The 16,900-nt window shown below is 62.7% G+C and carries 15 protein-coding genes; 10 read left to right on the forward strand and 5 right to left on the reverse strand.

Annotation, left to right across the window (positions count from 1 at the left end; translation table 11 throughout):
- Nucleotides 1-14: 14 nt before the first annotated feature.
- Together ACX3OW_RS08700 and ACX3OW_RS08705 are read left to right on the forward strand one after the other, a co-directional pair.
- Nucleotides 15-320, forward strand: a complete 306-nt coding sequence (locus ACX3OW_RS08700; RefSeq protein WP_459095357.1) for a ribbon-helix-helix domain-containing protein — start codon at nt 15-17, stop codon at nt 318-320.
- A complete protein-coding gene (locus ACX3OW_RS08705) occupies nt 317-634 on the forward strand; it encodes a type II toxin-antitoxin system RelE/ParE family toxin (protein WP_459095358.1) in 318 nt (105 codons plus the stop codon). Before ACX3OW_RS08700 ends, ACX3OW_RS08705 begins: the two co-directional genes overlap by 4 nt.
- Here the strand turns inward: ACX3OW_RS08705 and tyrS are convergent.
- A complete protein-coding gene (tyrS, locus tag ACX3OW_RS08710; protein WP_459095359.1) occupies nt 631-1,881 on the reverse strand; it encodes a tyrosine--tRNA ligase in 1,251 nt (416 codons plus the stop codon). The two genes, ACX3OW_RS08705 and tyrS, sit on opposite strands and share 4 nt — an antisense overlap.
- 132 nt (nt 1,882-2,013) lie before the next feature.
- Nucleotides 2,014-2,676: an alpha/beta hydrolase gene (locus tag ACX3OW_RS08715; protein ID WP_459095360.1), complete on the reverse strand. Its 663-nt coding sequence runs from the start codon at nt 2,674-2,676 to the stop codon at nt 2,014-2,016.
- A gap of 285 nt (nt 2,677-2,961) precedes the next feature.
- Between ACX3OW_RS08715 and ACX3OW_RS08720 the strand changes: the two genes are divergently transcribed.
- The 8 genes from ACX3OW_RS08720 to aroA all read left to right on the forward strand — a co-directional run bounded on the left by ACX3OW_RS08720 (nt 2,962) and on the right by aroA (nt 11,451).
- On the forward strand, nt 2,962-4,092 hold the full coding sequence (locus ACX3OW_RS08720) for a cysteine desulfurase family protein (RefSeq protein WP_459095361.1): 1,131 nt from the start codon (nt 2,962-2,964) through the stop codon (nt 4,090-4,092).
- A 65-nt stretch (nt 4,093-4,157) separates the two neighbouring features.
- Nucleotides 4,158-5,660 carry a Fe-S cluster assembly protein SufB gene (gene sufB, locus ACX3OW_RS08725; protein ID WP_459095362.1) on the forward strand — a complete coding sequence of 501 codons (1,503 nt, stop codon included), beginning with the start codon at nt 4,158-4,160 and terminating at the stop codon, nt 5,658-5,660.
- Between the two features lie 118 nt (nt 5,661-5,778).
- On the forward strand, nt 5,779-6,528 hold the full coding sequence (sufC, locus tag ACX3OW_RS08730) for a Fe-S cluster assembly ATPase SufC (RefSeq protein ID WP_459095479.1): 750 nt from the start codon (nt 5,779-5,781) through the stop codon (nt 6,526-6,528).
- 3 nt (nt 6,529-6,531) lie between these two features.
- On the forward strand, nt 6,532-7,743 hold the full coding sequence (gene sufD / locus ACX3OW_RS08735) for a Fe-S cluster assembly protein SufD (protein ID WP_459095363.1): 1,212 nt from the start codon (nt 6,532-6,534) through the stop codon (nt 7,741-7,743).
- Between the two features lie 219 nt (nt 7,744-7,962).
- The gene (locus tag ACX3OW_RS08740; protein ID WP_459095364.1) at nt 7,963-9,183 is read left to right on the forward strand and encodes a cysteine desulfurase; all 1,221 of its coding nucleotides are present in this window, start codon (nt 7,963-7,965) and stop codon (nt 9,181-9,183) included.
- Nucleotides 9,184-9,233: 50 nt separating this feature from the next.
- Entirely contained in the window at nt 9,234-9,578 is a 345-nt protein-coding gene (locus ACX3OW_RS08745; RefSeq protein WP_459095480.1) for an SUF system Fe-S cluster assembly protein, read from the forward strand.
- Nucleotides 9,579-9,646: 68 nt separating this feature from the next.
- Nucleotides 9,647-10,012 (forward strand): HesB/IscA family protein, encoded by a 366-nt coding sequence (locus tag ACX3OW_RS08750; RefSeq protein WP_459095481.1) that lies wholly within the window; start codon nt 9,647-9,649, stop codon nt 10,010-10,012.
- A 176-nt stretch (nt 10,013-10,188) separates the two neighbouring features.
- A complete protein-coding gene (gene aroA, locus ACX3OW_RS08755; protein ID WP_459095365.1) occupies nt 10,189-11,451 on the forward strand; it encodes a 3-phosphoshikimate 1-carboxyvinyltransferase in 1,263 nt (420 codons plus the stop codon).
- A 169-nt stretch (nt 11,452-11,620) separates the two neighbouring features.
- On the opposite strand, the gene ACX3OW_RS08760 is transcribed toward aroA, so the two are convergent.
- The 3 genes from ACX3OW_RS08760 to parE form a co-directional block, all read right to left on the reverse strand.
- Complete coding sequence (locus ACX3OW_RS08760; protein ID WP_459095366.1) at nt 11,621-12,694, reverse strand: GGDEF domain-containing protein; 1,074 nt, start codon at nt 12,692-12,694, stop codon at nt 11,621-11,623.
- 149 nt (nt 12,695-12,843) lie between these two features.
- A complete protein-coding gene (locus tag ACX3OW_RS08765; RefSeq protein ID WP_459095367.1) occupies nt 12,844-14,430 on the reverse strand; it encodes a DEAD/DEAH box helicase in 1,587 nt (528 codons plus the stop codon).
- Between the two features lie 443 nt (nt 14,431-14,873).
- Nucleotides 14,874-16,895, reverse strand: a complete 2,022-nt coding sequence (parE, locus tag ACX3OW_RS08770; RefSeq protein ID WP_459095368.1) for a DNA topoisomerase IV subunit B — start codon at nt 16,893-16,895, stop codon at nt 14,874-14,876.
- Nucleotides 16,896-16,900 lie beyond the last annotated feature (5 nt).

Consider the following 16,900-nt stretch of genomic DNA (forward strand, 5'->3'; position numbering starts at 1 on the left):
TGGAGGTGACTGGCATGAGCAATGTGAAAAAACGCACATTCAGTGTAACCGCCGCACAGTCGGACTTTATCGACGCATTGGTGGGCCGGGGCGGACACGCATCAGGTAGTGAAGTCGTCCGTGAAGGGCTTCGCCTGCTGCAGGAGCGCGATGCCGAAATCGAGCGCTGGCTACAGCGGGACGTTATCCCGACCTATGAGCGGTGGCAGGCCGGAGGGGAGAAGACCTATCCCCTCGACGAGGTGTTTGACGAGTTGCACCGGACCATTGACGAGATTGCCGCCAAGAAAGACGAAGCAGGCAATAAAGCCGCAGAATGAAGCAGCGGTCCATCATCCTGCTGGAAAGTGCCAAACAGGACTTGCGCCGCATGGTCGTCTGGCTGGCGCAAGAAGCGTCCGACGCCGTCGCTCACCGCTATGTGGACAAGGTCAGGAGTCGGATCGCTACATTGCGCTATGGGGCAGAGCGGGGCACCGTTCGAGACCCCAAAAGGGGTCTTCGTGTCATCGGCATCTTGCCCCACACTTCCCTGGTCTTCACCGTCGATGAGAGCCACGTCTATGTCCTGCGCATACTGCACGGCGGACAGTCGCTAGCCCTTGACGATGACGACGATCAAGCCGGTTCCTAAACCGGCTTGATCAGCGCATGGCGCTTTTTGCCAACCGAGAGTTTGATGACGCCCTCGGCCAGCAGCGCGTTGGCGCCGATGCTGAGCTTGTCATCTTCGATCACCGTGTCGTTGAGGCGCACAGCGCCCGACTGGATGTGGCGGCGGGCTTCGCCATTGGAGCCGGCCAGGCCTGCCGTCACCAGCGCGGCCAGAATACCGATGCCGTCATTGAGTTCGGCCCGGGTTACCGTCGCGGTGGGCAGCGACAGGTCGATGGCGCCGGATTCAAAGGTCGAGGCAGCGGTGGACGCAGCCTGTTCGGCGGCGGCGCGGCCATGCACGATGGCAGTGACTTCGGTCGCCAGCACCTTCTTGGCCTCGTTGATCTCGGTGCCGCCCAAAGCTTCCAGCTTGGCGATTTCGGCTAGCGGCAGGCGGGTGAAGATCTTGAGGAACTTGCCGACATCGGCGTCCTCGGTATTGCGGAAATACTGCCAGAAATCATAGGGGCTGAAGAGGTCGCCATTGAGCCAGACGGCCCCGGTGGCCGACTTGCCCATCTTCTCGCCGCTCGACTTGGTCAGCAGCGGCGTGGTCAGCGCATAGAGCTGCTCGCCGCCCATGCGGTGGTTGAGGTCGACACCATTGATGATGTTGCCCCACTGGTCCGATCCACCCATCTGCAACACGGTGCCATAGCGCCGGTTCAGCTCGGTGAAGTCATAGCCCTGCATGATCATGTAGTTGAATTCGAGGAAGCTCAGCGACTGCTCGCGGTCGAGGCGCAGCTTCACCGAATCAAAGCTCAGCATGCGGTTGACCGAGAAATGCCGGCCGACATCGCGCAGGAACTCGACATAATTCAGCTTGAGCAGCCAATCGGCATTGTTGACCATCATGGCCGGGTTGGAGCCGCCATAATTGAGAATATTGCCGTAAACGCGCTTGATGCTCTCGATATTGGTGTCGATCTGCTCGACGGTCAGAAGCTTGCGCTGATCGTCGCGGAACGAGGGATCGCCCACCATGGAGGTGCCGCCGCCCATCAGGCTGATCGCCTTGTGGCCGGTTTCCTGCAACCAGTAGAGCATGGTGACGGAAATCAGATTGCCGATATGGATCGAGGTCGCCGTGGCGTCATAGCCGACATAGGCGCTGATCGGGCCCTTGAGCGCGAGCGCGTCGAGCCCCTCGGGATCGGAAATCTGGTGAATGAAGCCGCGCTCATCGAGGACGCGGAGGAAGTCGGATTTGAACTTGGTCATTTTGGCAACCTGAGGAAGATGGAGTCCTCATGGCAGCCTGTCGAACCACGAGGTCGGTGTATGAGGGACCCCGTCCTTTGACAGGCTCAGGATGAGGTCCCTTCCAACTGATCGTCGTGTGTGCGCTTGAAACTAGCGCCCGCCGCCGGCGGCGATCTCCGCCCGACGACGGTCGAGATATTCTGCCGAGCGGGCGGTCAGTTCGTCGACCTTGCCCTCGAAGAAGTGGTTGGCGCCCTCAACGATCTGCTGTTCGATGACGATGCCCTTCTGGGTCTTGAGCTTGTCGACCAGCTTCTGCACCGAGGCGGGCGGGGCCACGCGGTCCTTGTCGCCATGAATGATCAGGCCGGAGGACGGGCAGGGGGCCAGGAACGAGAAGTCATAGAGGTTTTCCGGCGGGGCCACCGAAATGAAGCCCTCGACTTCGGGGCGGCGCATCAGCAACTGCATGCCGATCCAGGCGCCGAAGGAAAAGCCGGAAATCCAGCAGCCGCGCGATTCGCGGTTGATGACCTGCAGCCAGTCGAGCGCGGCAGCGGCATCGCTGAGTTCACCAATGCCATGGTCGAACATGCCCTGGCTGCGGCCGACGCCGCGCGAGTTGAAACGCAAGACGGCAAAGCCGCGCTCGGCGAACATGTAAAACTGGTTGTAGACGATCTGGTTATTCATCGTCCCGCCGAACTGCGGGTGGGGATGCAATACGATAGCGATAGGAGCATTGGGCTCCTTACCGGGCTGGTAACGGCCTTCCAGACGGCCTTCGGGCCCATTGAAAATTACTTCTGGCATGGTCAACTTTTCCGGCCACTTTGGGCTCTGTTAGCGAGGTTTCCCGGCCCGACAAGGGCGGTGTAGCGGCTTGACTAAGCGCGCACCGCTCCCTAAAACAGGGTCGAAAAAACCAGTTTAGAACTATTCAAAAACGGGTCTTCGGCCGTACAACGGCCTGCAAGAGCGCCCCTTGTAATGATGTTGGGCGGCAAATTTCAAGAAGTGTTTGGTTTCCGGGGCGTTGCGGCGCCTCGATCCGGGCATGGATGGTATGATCGGCGCGCATGCGCCTATGGAAAACAGATGACCCCAGCGGCGATCTATCTCGATCATAATGCCGCGTCTCCGCTTCTGCCTGAAGCGAAGGCGGCGCTGCTGGCTGCGCTCGACGTGACGGGAAATCCGTCGTCGGTGCATGGTCATGGCCGGGCTCTGCGCAATCTCATCGAGACGGCGCGCAGCCAAGTGGCCGCGCTGGCCGGGGCCGAACGCAAGCAGGTGGTGTTCACCGGCTCGGCCACCGAAGCCATCACCCAGGCCATTGTCGGTGGCGCCAAGGCCTTTGCGGCAGACGCCATCGTGATCAGCGCCGGGGAACATGCGGCGGTGTCCAAGGCGGCCGAGGCGACGGGTCTGCCGGTGCTCACTATTGGCCTGCTGGCTGATGGCAGCATTGATCTCGATCAATTGTCCGGCGTGATTGCGGCGGCCGAGGGCAATCTGCTGGTGGCGCTGCATTGGGTGAATAATGAGACCGGCGTGGTCCAGCCGATCGGGCGCATCAATGCGCTGGTTGGGCCGACCAGACACACACTGTTCATCGACGCCGTGCAGGCTTTGGGCAAGCTGCCCCTCGAATTTGCCGCCTCGGCACCCGATATGATGGCTATCAGCGGTCACAAGATCGGCGCACCGGCCGGCATCGGCGCGTTGCTGGTCAAGGCTCATGCCGACACCGCGCGGCTAATTCCGGGCGGCGGGCAGGAGCAGGGCAGGCGCGGTGGCACCGAAGCCACGGCGCTGATCGCAGCCTTTGGCGCAGCAGCAGCGGCGATTGCCGGACGCTACGCGGCGGCTGATGTGGCGGCGCTGACGGCGCGGCTGGAACAGGCGCTGCCGACCGACGCTGTCATCTTTGGCGGCAACCGGCTGGGCAATGTCACCAATTTTGCCATGCCCGGCGTCAACAATGCGACGGCGATGATGGGGCTTGATCTGCTGGGCCTGTCGGTGTCGTCGGGTTCGGCCTGTTCATCCGGCAAGGTCGGACCGAGCCACGTATTGGCCGCCATGGGCGTGCCGGTGGCGCTTGCCGAATGTGCCCTGCGCGTCAGCCTGGGCTGGAATTCTACCGCTGGCGATGTCGATGCTTTCATCGCCGGTTACCAATCGATCCTTGAGCGCCAACGGGCGCGGCAGGGACACGCGGCGTAAGCTGCATAGTTTTAGACGGCTCGCGGCGACCTTGAATCGCCGCCGGGTAAATAGGAGAAGCCAACATGGCGGACTACGCCGATATCCCCACGCTCAAGGAAGAAATTGATCGCGAGACCGTCGACTCGGTGCTGGCGCTTGATGTCGACAAGTACAAGTACGGTTTCGAGACCGACATCGAGAGCGACATGGCCCCGAAGGGCCTGAGTGAGGACATTGTCCGGTTCATCTCGGCCAAGAAGAATGAGCCGCAGTGGATGCTCGAGTGGCGCCTGGAAGCCTATCGGCGTTTCCTGACCATGACCGAGCCCACCTGGGCCAAGGTGCATTACCCGCAGCTCGACCTGCAGGACATGTATTACTACGCCGCGCCGAAATCGACGCCGGGGCCGACCAGCCTCGAGGACGTCGATCCCGAAATCCTGCGCATGTATGAAAAGCTCGGCATTCCGCTGCAGGAGCAGGAAATTCTGGCCGGCGTCGAGCGGCCCAAGATCGCCATCGACGCGGTGATGGACTCCGTCTCCGTTGTGACCACGTTCCGCGAGGAATTGGCCAAGGTCGGCATCATCTTCTGCTCGATCTCGGAAGCCATCCGCGAATATCCCGAGCTGGTGCAGAAGTATCTCGCTTCGGTCGTGCCGGTGACGGACAACTATTACGCGACGCTGAATTCGGCGGTCTTCACTGACGGCTCTTTTGTCTACATCCCCAAGGGCGTTCGCTGCCCGATGGAGCTGTCGACCTATTTCCGCATCAATGAGCGCAATACCGGCCAGTTCGAGCGCACGCTGATCATCGCCGAAGCTGACTCCTATGTGAGCTATCTCGAGGGCTGCACCGCCCCGATGCGCGACGAAAACCAGCTGCACGCCGCAGTGGTGGAACTGGTCGCGCTCGAAAATGCCGAGATCAAGTATTCCACCGTCCAGAACTGGTATCCGGGCGACAAGGACGGCAAGGGCGGCATCTACAACTTCGTCACCAAGCGTGGCGATTGCCGTGGCGACCACTCCAAGATTAGCTGGACCCAGGTGGAAACCGGTTCGGCGATCACCTGGAAGTATCCGAGCTGCATCCTGCGTGGCGACCACTCGCGCGGCGAATTCTACTCGATCGCCATTTCCAATGGCTATCAGCAGGTCGATAGCGGCACCAAGATGATCCATCTGGGCAAGAACACGTCCAGCCGCATCATCGCCAAGGGTATTGCTGCCGGCTTCTCGGACAATACCTATCGCGGTCAGGTCTCGGCCCACGCCAAGGCCACCAATGCCCGTAACTTCACCCAGTGCGACAGCCTGCTAATCGGCGACAAGTGTGGTGCCCACACCATTCCCTACATCGAGAGCCGCAATGGCACCGCGGTGTTCGAGCATGAGGCCACCACGTCGAAGATCTCCGACGACCAGATGTTCTACTGCCAGCAGCGCGGCCTCAATGAAGAGGAAGCCGTGGCGCTGATCGTCAACGGCTTCGTCCGCGATGTGCTGCAGCATCTGCCGATGGAGTTCATGGTCGAATCCCAGAAGCTGATCGCCATCAGCCTCGAAGGCAGCGTCGGCTAAGGCTGCCAATCCTTGAAGCCCTCCTCACCTCGCCCTTTACGGGTGAGGGGGCCTTCCACTGAACCTGGCGCCGGAATGGCAGCCGATACGATATTTGGAGCTTTGTATGACCACCCCAATCCTGGAAATCCGCAATCTGCATGCCCGCATCGAGGACCGCGAAATCCTCAAGGGCGTCAACCTCGTCATTCCCGCCGGCGAAGTGCATGCCGTGATGGGCCGTAATGGCTCGGGCAAGTCGACGCTGAGCTATGTGCTGGCCGGCAAGGAAGACTATGAGATCACCGAGGGCGAAGTGCTGCTCGACGGTCAGGACCTGCTGGCAATGGAGCCCTTCGAACGCGCTTCGGCCGGTCTGTTCCTGGCCTTCCAGTACCCGATCGAAATCCCCGGCGTCGCCACCATGACCTTCCTCAAGGCAGCGATGAACGCCCAGCGCAAGGCGCGTGGCGAGGGCGAAATGACGACCCCTGACTTCATGCGTGCGGTCAAGCAGGCCGGTACCGATCTCAATATCGACACCGATATGCTCAAGCGCCCGCTCAATGTCGGTTTCTCCGGCGGCGAGAAGAAGCGTGCCGAAGTGCTGCAGATGGCGCTGCTCCAGCCCAAGATGTGCATCCTCGACGAGACCGATTCCGGGCTCGACATCGACGCGCTGCAGGTGGTTTCCAAGGGCGTCAACTCTCTGCGCGACGCCGGTCGGTCGATGTTGATCATCACCCACTATCAGCGCCTGCTGAACTACATCGTGCCCGACGTGGTGCATGTGTTCTCCGACGGCAAGATCGTCGAAAGCGGCGACAAGGACCTGGCGCTTCAGCTCGAAGCCAAGGGCTATGCCGACTTTGACGGCGCGGCGGCCTGACCCATGCGCCAGACCATGCCCGTCCGGCTCGGAGCCGCTGAAACTACCCTGATCGACCAGCTCAAGAGCGTGGGCGCCGACGCAGTTGCCGAACGGATCACCGTTGCCGGCCTGCCGACGCGTCGCGTCGAGAGCTATCACTATACCGACCTCAAGACCCTGCTGAAGGCGATCCCGCCTCTGGCCCAGGCCGCCAATGCAGCCAGCGCTCCGGCGCTGCGCGTTCCCGGCGCCTATCAACTGATGATCGCCAATGGCATCGTCCAGGCTGCCTCCACCGCGCCTGCCGGCGTCATCGTCGGCAAGACCGAAGGCAGCGTGCTGACCACCCGCGACGATACGCTGGTGCATCTGCACCAGGCTTTTGCCAAGGAAAGCCTGACGTTGACCCTCGAAGGCACCGTTGATCCGGTGATCCAGATCGACCGTCGCACCGAGGGCGAAGCCGCCCACGTCACCGACTCGCTGAAAGTCTTCGTGGCCGACGACGCCTCTGCCGTCGTGCTCGAAACCTTCTCGGGCTCGGACGCGGCGCATGTCGGCAACCACGCCAGCTATCTGGCGCTGGGCAAAAATGCCACGCTGACCCACATCACCGTGAACCTGTCGCCGATGGCGACGACGCATTTTGCCACCAACGAGTATCAGCTCGCCGATGGTGCCAAGCTGCGCACGGTGATCATCCAGGTCGGCTCGGCAGTGAGCCGCACCCATCTGTTCCCGCGCATGGCGGGGCCGGGGGCGCATGCCGACATCACCGGGATGAACCTGGTGAGCGACGGCCAGCATGCCGACATCACCATGGAAACCCTGCATGCGGTGCCGCACACCTCGTCGCAGCCGCTGTTCAAGTCGGTGACGCGCGGTCGCTCCAAGTCGGTGGTGCAGGGCAAGCTGATCGTGGCCCGCGATGCGCAGAAGACCGATGCCAAGTTCATGCATCAGGGTCTGATGCTGTCGGACGAAGCGGAAATCCTCTCGAAGCCCGAGCTGGAAATCTATGCTGACGACGTCGTCTGCGGCCACGGCTCGACCTGCGGCAAGCTCGACGAAGACAGCATGTTCTACCTGATGAGCCGCGGCATTCCGCGCAGCGAAGCCGAAACCATGCTGGTGCGCGGCTTCATCGAGGAAGTGCTCGATCCGGTCGAAAACGAAGCGCTGCACGAAGCCCTGACCGCCATCGTCGATGGCTGGCTGCTGAGCGGCAAGTAAGCCGACCACTGAACTGACCCTCCCCGCCAGGGGGAGGTTAGGAGGGGGGCGAGAGCCCGATATCAGGGGGCCAACCACCCCCACCCTCATTCCCTCCCCACAAGGGGGAGGGATGCACAGGAACCGATGGTTTAGTGTGACGCAGGTAGCGCCACATCGTCTCCCTCCCCCTTGTGGGGAGGGACCAAGGGTGGGGGTGTCCCGCCCACGGAACTCTTCATGACCTTTGATCTCGAAACCGTCCGCGCCGATTTTCCGATCCTCTCCGAGGTCATCAACGGCCATCGGCTGGTCTATCTCGATAGCGGCGCGTCGGCGCAAAAGCCGGTGCAGGTGCTCGACCGGATGGATTATGCCTTCCGCCACGAATATGCCAACGTCCACAGGGGCCTGCATACCCTCGCCAATCGCGCGACCGAAGCCTATGAGGGCGGCCGCGAAGCGGTGCGCAAATTCCTCAATGCCGGCCGCCCCGAAGAGATCATCTTTACCCGCTCAGCCACCGAGGCGATCAATCTGGTTGCGCAGTCCTTTGCCGGGCCGCGCATCAGCGAAGGCGACGAAATCGTCACCACGATCATGGAGCACCACTCCAATATCGTGCCGTGGCATTTCCACCGCGAGCGCAAGGGTGCCGTCATCAAGTGGGTCGATGTGCGCGACGATGGCAGCTTTGATATCGACGCCTTCGCCGCCGCGCTGACCGACCGTACCCGTATGGTTGCGGTTACCCATATGTCCAACGTGCTGGGCACCGTGGTGCCGATCAAGCAGGTGATCGAGATCGCCCATGCCCGCGGCATTCCGGTGCTGATCGACGGCAGCCAGGGCGCGGTGCATGAAAGCGTCGACGTGCAGGCGCTCGACGCTGATTTCTACATCATGACCGGCCACAAGCTCTACGGCCCGACCGGCGTCGGCGTACTCTATGGCAAATACGACCTGCTGGCCGAGATGCAGCCCTATCAGGGCGGTGGCGAAATGATCGACACCGTCACCATGGAAGCCGTCACCTATAACGAGCCGCCGCATCGCTTCGAGGCCGGCACCCCGCCCATCGTCCAGGCCATCGGGCTGGGCGCGGCGTTGGCCTATATGGAGGGCCTCGGCCACGAGGCCATTGCGGCGCACGAAGCCGAAGTCACCGCCTATGCGCAGGAACGCCTGAGCCGGATCAATTCGCTGCGCCTGATCGGTTCGGCACCCGGCAAGGGCGGGATTTTCTCCTTCGAGATCGCCGGCGCCCATGCCCATGACATTTCCACCATTCTGGATCGCTACGGCATTGCCGTGCGCGCCGGCACGCATTGCGCCATGCCGCTGCTCAAGCGTTTCGGTGTCACCTCTACCTGCCGCGCCTCCTTCGCCCTATATAACGGCAAGGACGACGTTGACGCGCTGGTGGACGGCATCGAACGCGCCCAGAAATTTTTTGCGTGAAAGAGGACAAGATGACCGACGAATCCCAGAGCGCACCAGCCGAAAACCGCATGACCACCTCGACCGGCGGTGGCCTGCCTGAAGCCGAAGTCGAGCGCATCACCGCCGATCTGATCGGCGCGCTCAAGACTGTCTATGATCCGGAAATCCCGGTCGATATCTACGAGCTGGGCCTGATCTACAAGGTCGATCTCGATGATGACCGCAATCTGGTGATCGACATGACGCTGACCGCGCCGGGTTGCCCGGTGGCCGGCGAAATGCCCGGCTGGGTGGAGAATGCCGCCCGCGCCGTCGAAGGCATTCAGGATGTCACCGTCAACATGGTGTTCGATCCCCCGTGGGACGCCACCCGCATGAGCGAAGAAGCTCAAGTCGCGTTGAACTGGTGGTAATTTGCTGCGTTTCACCCTATATATCGTGAAACGCCGATAGAAAGTTTGACCCCGTGGCCTTCAAGATCATGTCGCTGACCGATGCCGCTGCCGAGCGCATCACCGAGATCATCGAAGATTCCGACACGCCGGTGATCGGCCTGCGCGTCGGCATCAAGAATTCGGGCTGCGCGGGCGTTGCCTACACCATGAACTACGTCGCCGAGCCGGTGGCCGGCGACGATCATGTCACCGACAAGAATGTCCATGTCTGGATCGACCCCAAGGCGACGATGTTTCTGCTCGGCACGGTGATGGATTTCGAAGAATCCAAGATGAGCGCCGGCTTCACCTTCAAGAACCCCAACCAGACCGGCGAATGCGGCTGCGGCGAAAGCGTCCAGCTCAAGCCGGCCGACCTGAAGGCCATCGCTGAGGCGCGGGCCGAGGCCTAGAGTCCACCTGCGCTGGCGTGGTGTCATCCGACCCCGCCACCCCCACGGTGTCACCCCGGGCTCGACCCGGGGCCCATCCTGAGATCTCAAGATGGGTCCCCGCTTTCGCGGGGATGACATCGAGTGGGTGGCACGATGGAATTGCATCCCCCGCGCCAATATCCTAACACGCCATCATGGCCAGCTCTCTCCCCCCCGCCTTCACCATCGTCCCGCCCAACCGCCCGCTTGTCGGCCGCGTTTCGCCGCCGGGCTCGAAATCCATCACCAATCGCGCGCTGCTGCTCGCGGCTTTGGCCAACGGCACCAGCCGGCTGACCGGGGCGCTGAAAAGCAAGGACACCGTGCTGATGGCCGCCGCCTTGCGGCAGATGGGCGTCACCATCGATGAACCCGACGCCACCCGCTTTGTCGTCACCAGCACCGGCCGCTTGCAGCGCCCCGATGGCCTGCTGTTTCTGGGCAATGCCGGTACCGCCACCCGTTTCCTCACCGCCGCCGTCGCCACCGTCGATGGCGAAGTGATCGTCGATGGCGACGACGAAATGAAATTGCGCCCCATCGGCCCGCTGGTGACCGCATTGCAGTCGCTCGGCATCGACGCCACCAGCCCGAGTGGTTGCCCGCCGGTGACCATTCGCGGCAAGGGCAGTTTTGGCCAGGGCCGGGTCGAGATCGATGCGGGCCTCTCCAGCCAATATGTCTCCGCCCTGTTGATGGCCGCGCCGCTTGGCGATGGTCCCATCGAGATAGCCCTGACCGGCACCGATATCGGTGCGCGCGGCTATGTCGACCTGACGCTGGCGGCGATGCGCAGTTTTGGCGCCACTGTCGAACAGCGCGATGCCGGCACCTGGCTGGTGCAGTCGACCGGTTACACCGCCGCCGACCTGCTGATCGAGCCCGACGCCTCGGCTGCAACCTATCTGTGGGGCGCTGCGGCGCTCACTGGCGGCCAGATCGACCTCGGGGTGAGCGCAGATGCCTTCACCCAGCCCGACGCCGCTGCACAGGCCGTTATCGCGCAATTCCCCAATATGCCCGCCATCATCGACGGTTCGCAGATGCAGGACGCAGTGCCGACGCTGGCCGTATTGGCCGCTTTCAACAATCATCCGGTGCGCTTCGTCGGCATTGCCAATCTCCGGGTCAAGGAAACCGACCGCGTCCGCGCCGTCGCCAATGAACTCAACCGCATCCTGCCCGGCCTCGGCACCGAAGAGGGGGATGACCTGATCGTCGCCGCCGATCCGAACCTCGTCGGTCGCGCCGCGCGCATCGAAACCTACCACGACCACCGCATCGCCATGAGCTTTGCCCTGGCCGGCCTGCGCCTCCCCGGCATCACCATCCTCGACCCGGCTTGTACCGGCAAAACCTACCCGGACTATTGGGCGATGCTGACCGGCCTGGGTGTGGAACTACAAGCGACCGAATAAGCCCTGCGCATGGCCGGGCATCGTCCCCTCACCCTATCCCTCTCCCCAAAGGGGCGAGGGGACTGCATCGTGGAGGTGGCTAGATGTGTGTTCACCACCAGCCAAATCCCCTCGCCTCTCCGGGGAGAGGGTGAGGGGACACATCTTTCCGTAAACGCTCTTCTACCGCCTAAGCCGCCGTCTCCGGCTGCAGCAGGGCGGCCTCGGCCAGCATGCTGGCCAGCGCCGTCTCGCTGATGACCCGGTTGCGGCCGGCATGCTTGGCGGCATAGAGACAGCGGTCGGCGCGTTCGATCAGCGCCCCCGGCGTATCGCCCGACTGATAGGCGGCGACCCCGAATGAGGCGGTGATGCGCCCCAGTTTCTCGTTGGTGGAGCGCTTGAGCAATTGCTTGGCCTGGATCGCCCGGCGAATATTTTCCGCCACGATCACCGCGCCCTCGATATCGGTCGAGGGCAGGATGGCGACAAATTCCTCGCCGCCATAACGCGCCGCCAGATCCTGGCCCTTGATATTGGATTTCAGTGTCATCGCCACCAGCCGCAACACCTGATCGCCGGTCTGGTGGCCATAGGTGTCGTTGAAGCTCTTGAAGTGGTCGATATCGATGATCATCAGGCAGAGCGGGGTGTTGTTCAGCCCGGCTTCCCCGATAGCGGCCTCGAGCCCGTCGTCAAAGCTTTTGCGGTTGGCGATCTTGGTCAGCGGATCGAGCATGGATTCCCGCCGCACGTCATCGAGGTCGCGCTGTAGCGAGGCAATGTCGTCGCGCGAGGCCTCGAGCTTTTGCTCCAGCACCTGGTTGGTTTCCTGCATCCGCCTGGTTTCGCTGAGCAGCCGGTCGGCCAGCGCCTTCATCGCCGGGGCGGTGATCGAGCGCTCGAGGTCGCCGCTGGCCGTTTGCAGCGAGCCGGAATAGGCGTTGGCCGTGGTCATGGCGCTGTCGATGGCCTCATGCACCGCCTCGATGCGCGCATGCATGCGCTCCGAGACGTTGGTCATGCGGTCATTGACGTCGGATTTGAGGAATTCGTTGTACAGCGTCTCGGCCAGATTGGCCGAAGGCGTGTCGCCATCGCGGAAGATGGCGTTGATGCGCTGGTTCAGCGTCGGGTTGACGCCGGTCGCATAGGTATAGAGCAGTTCATAAAATTGGGGGTAGGGAGGAATTTCGCTCCGCTTCAGCAGGTCTAGCGCCGAATTGGCGTATCCAAGCGCACGTTTGAATTCCTGTTCGGACACAGCTTCCCTCGCGCATGGTTGCGCTGAACCGTCCCTGCTTAAAAACCCCGCAGTGTCGGGTCATCGGCAATAGGTAGAACCCCCTCGCCGATGAACACAACCATACAACCGCAATATTGGCGCGGCTTACACAAAGAAATCGTCTGTAATCAACTTACCAGCCGGGTAGGGCGAAGCAAAAACGCCGGAACCGGACCGTCATTGCCAAAAGGCGAGCTGCTTTCCGAAGCATTCGAATCACCCTTCTCGGACTCGGGACGCTGGCGGTCACGTCCACGCGAGGGGCGCTGATTGCTGCGTTCGGTCTTGGCGGGCTCGCTATGCGCCTCTGCCGGAGCAGCGGGCTCGGCTGCCACTGGCGCCGGCTTGGGCCGCGAACGGTCGGGGCGGGGCTTTTCCGCCGGAGCCGCTGGCGCCGGTGCTGCAACCACGGCTGCAGCGGCAACGGGCTTGGCCTCGGCAGCAGGCTTTTCAGCCGGCCGCTTGGCTTCGGCCTCGACGCGGGTGCGCGGGCCACCACGACGCGAGCGGGCAGGGCGCGCGGGGCGCTCTTCGCCAGTTTCGTCGGTGGGCGGCGCCGCTGCGGCGGCCTTGGCGGTCGCCTTGCCGGCGGCTTCGAGATATTCGATGGGCTTCTGCGTCAACTTCAGGATGGCCTCAAGATATTTGCCGTCGGCGGGAGCGACCAGCGTGTAAGCGGCGCCAAGGCGACCGGCGCGGCCGGTGCGGCCAATGCGGTGCACATAGTCTTCGGCATGCACGGGCACGTCGAAATTGAACACATGGCTCACTGCGGGGATATCGAGCCCGCGTGCTGCCACGTCGCTGGCGACCAGCAGGGTCAGCCGGTTGTTCTTGAACGCGTCAAGCGTCTCGGTCCGGCTCTTCTGGTCCATGTCGCCATGCAGGCCGCCGGCGGAAAAGCCGTGGCGCTCCAGCGAGCGGGCGAGGGTCGCCACGTCGCGCTTGCGGTTGCAGAAGATGATGGCGTTGGTCAGCCCATCGGCGGCACGCAATGCGTCACGCAAGGCGGCGCGCTTGTCTTCGGGCTTGGACGAGACCTTGATCAGCTTCTGGTCGATGGTATCGGCGGTCGATGCGGCGCGGGAAACCTGCACATGCACCGGGTCCTTGAGGAAGCGCTTGGTGAGCTTCTCGATCTGGGAATCCATCGTCGCCGAGAATAGCATGGTCTGGCGGCGGGGCGGCAGGCGCGAGCAGATCTTCTCGATATCGTCGATGAAGCCCATGTCGAGCATGCGGTCGGCCTCGTCGATGACGAGGATTTCGACGCCATTGAGCATGATCTTGCCGCGATCGATTTGATCGAGCAGGCGGCCCGGCGTGGCAATCAAAACGTCGACACCACGGTCGAGCTTCTTGTTCTGATCTTCAAACGAGACGCCACCGATGATCAGGGCCATCGAGATGCGGTGATTCTTGCCGTATTTCTCGAAATTCTCGCTGACCTGCGCCGCGAGTTCGCGCGTCGGTTCGAGAATGAGGGTGCGCGGCATGCGGGCGCGGGCGCGGCCATTTTCCAGCAGCGTCAGCATCGGCAGCACGAAGCTCGCCGTCTTGCCGGTGCCGGTCTGGGCGATGCCGATAATGTCCTTCTTCTGAAGAACATGGGGGATCGCCTGCGCCTGGATTTCGGTCGGCTTGCTGTAGCCGGCGGCGGTGACGGCGTCGGTTACTTTTGTGGACAGGCCAAGGCCGGAAAAATCTTCAGTCAAGTTGGGTAATTCCACTCAAAATGTGGCCCGGGGCCAGGTCCAGTCCGAGACATTCGGACGGCGCGCCGGGGTCTTCAGTGGTGGGCGGGTACTTTAACATACGCGAACGCGTCTACCACTGGGTGGCCACCGGACGGCTGCAGCAAGTGCAATAAGCGACGGAGTGGCCCTGAGGCAATTTCAACAAATGCGGGTGTTGTCGCATAGACAAGCCGCCCAGCCAAAAACTGCTCCAGCGGCGCGGACCATAGCGCAAAGCCCTTGCCTGTCAACGGTTTTGCAATTGATGTCGTTAATTGAGGCAACTTCACCTCTCCCTTTGGGGGAGAGGTCGGCGGCGCAGCCGACGGGTGAGGGGGCCTTCCCCACGCACCGAGGCGCGGAAAGGCCCCCACCCGACCCAAGCGGGTCGACCTCTCCCCCAAAGGGAGAGGTCAGAAAGCCTAAACGTCCAGATCAGTCACAAACTGCGCATTTTCCTGGATGAAATCAAACCGGGCTTCGGGCTTGGTACCCATCAGGCGGTCGACGCTGATGCGGGTGGCGTCGAGATCGTCCCGCACCTTGACCTGCAACAGCGTGCGCGATTTCGGCGACATGGTGGTCTCGCGCAGATGCGCGAACGGCATTTCGCCAAGACCCTTGAATCGGGTCACATCGACCTTGCCGCGGCCGGTGAACTCCGTGGCCATCAATTCGTCCTTATGCGCGTCGTCGCGGGCATAGAGCGTCTTGCCGCCCTGGCTGATGCGATAGAGCGGCGGCAAAGCGAGGAACAGATGGCCGCCATCGATCAGCTTGGGCATTTCCTGAAAGAAGAAGGTCATCAGCAAGGCGGCAATATGGGCGCCGTCGACGTCGGCGTCGGTCATCAGGATGATCTTGTCGTAGCGCAGATCCTCATCGCGATAGCGATCGCGGGTGCCACAGCCGACGGCCTGGATGATGTCCTGGATGATCTGGCTGGCGGCGAGTTTTTCGCGGCTGGCGCCGGCGACGTTGAGGATCTTGCCGCGCAGCGGCAGCACGGCCTGGCTGGCGCGGCTGCGGGCCTGCTTGGCGCTGCCACCAGCCGAGTCACCCTCGACGATGAACAGCTCCGCGCCTTGCGCCGCCGTCTGCGTGCAGTCGGCCAGCTTGCCGGGCAGGCGGAGCTTGCGCGTGGCGCTGGCCCGATCGATGTCCTTTTCCTTGCGGCGGCGCAGCCGCTCCTCGGCCCGCTCGACGGCCCAGTCCATCAGCTTGCCGGCCTGGTTGGGCGAGGCGGCGAGCCAGTGGTCGAAGGCATCGCGCAGCGCATTGTCGACGATGCGCGTGGCTTCGCCCGAGGCCAGCTTGTCCTTGGTCTGGCCGACAAATTCCGGCTCGCGGATGAACACGCTGAGCATGACGCTGCAATGGGCGAACACGTCCTCGGCGGTGAGGATGGCGGCGTTCTTGTTCTTGGTCAGCTCGGCATAATTCTTGAGGCCGCGCAGCAGCGCCGAGCGCAGGCCCGACTCATGGGTGCCGCCATCGGGCGTCGGCACGGTGTTGCAATAGGATTGCACCCCGCCATCGCCCAGCGTCCAGGCAATCGCCCATTCCACGGCGCCATGGGTGCCCGGCTTGCCGAGATTGCCGGAAAACAGCTCGTCGACGATGCGCGCTTCGCCTTCGATGCGCGCCGTCATGAAGTCCTTGAGCCCGTTGGGATAGTGGAACACCGCCTTGGCAGGGGCGTCCTCGGTCACCAGGCTCTCGTCACAGCTCCAGCGCAGCTCCACGCCGGCGAACAGATAGGCCTTGGCCCGCGTCATGCGGAACAGCCGTGCGGCCGAGAAATGGGCCAGATCGCCGAAAATCTGCGGATCGGGATGGAAACGCGTCGTGGTGCCGCGCCGGTTATTGACCCGACCAACGACTTCCACCTTGGTCTGGGGAATACCGCGTGAATAGGTCTGGCGATACAGCGTCTGGTCGCGGGCGACTTCTACCACCAGATCGTCGCTCAGCGCATTGACCACCGACACGCCGACGCCATGCAGGCCCCCGGAGGTCTCATAGGCCTTGGAGTCAAACTTGCCGCCGGCATGCAGCTTGGTCATCACCAGTTCGAGGGTCGACATCTCCGGGAATTTCGGATGCGGCTCGACGGGCATGCCGCGCCCGTTATCCGATACGGTGACATAGCCATCGGCGCCGAAATGCACCTCGATGCGGTTGGCGTGGCCAGCAATGGCCTCGTCCATCGAGTTGTCGATGACTTCGGCGAACAGATGGTGCAGCGCGTTGGCGTCGGTGCCGCCAATATACATGCCGGGGCGCCGGCGGACCGGTTCAAGCCCCTCCAGCACCTCGATATCGGCAGCCGTATAGCCTCCCGGCGCCGACGGCGACTTGGCCGCTGGCGTAGTGGGGTCAAGCTTGAGGCGCGGGCGCTCGGCTTCTTCCCCGCCACCGAAAAGATCTTCTGCTTGCGACATGCATC

The organism is Devosia sp. A449 (assembly GCF_054489375.1).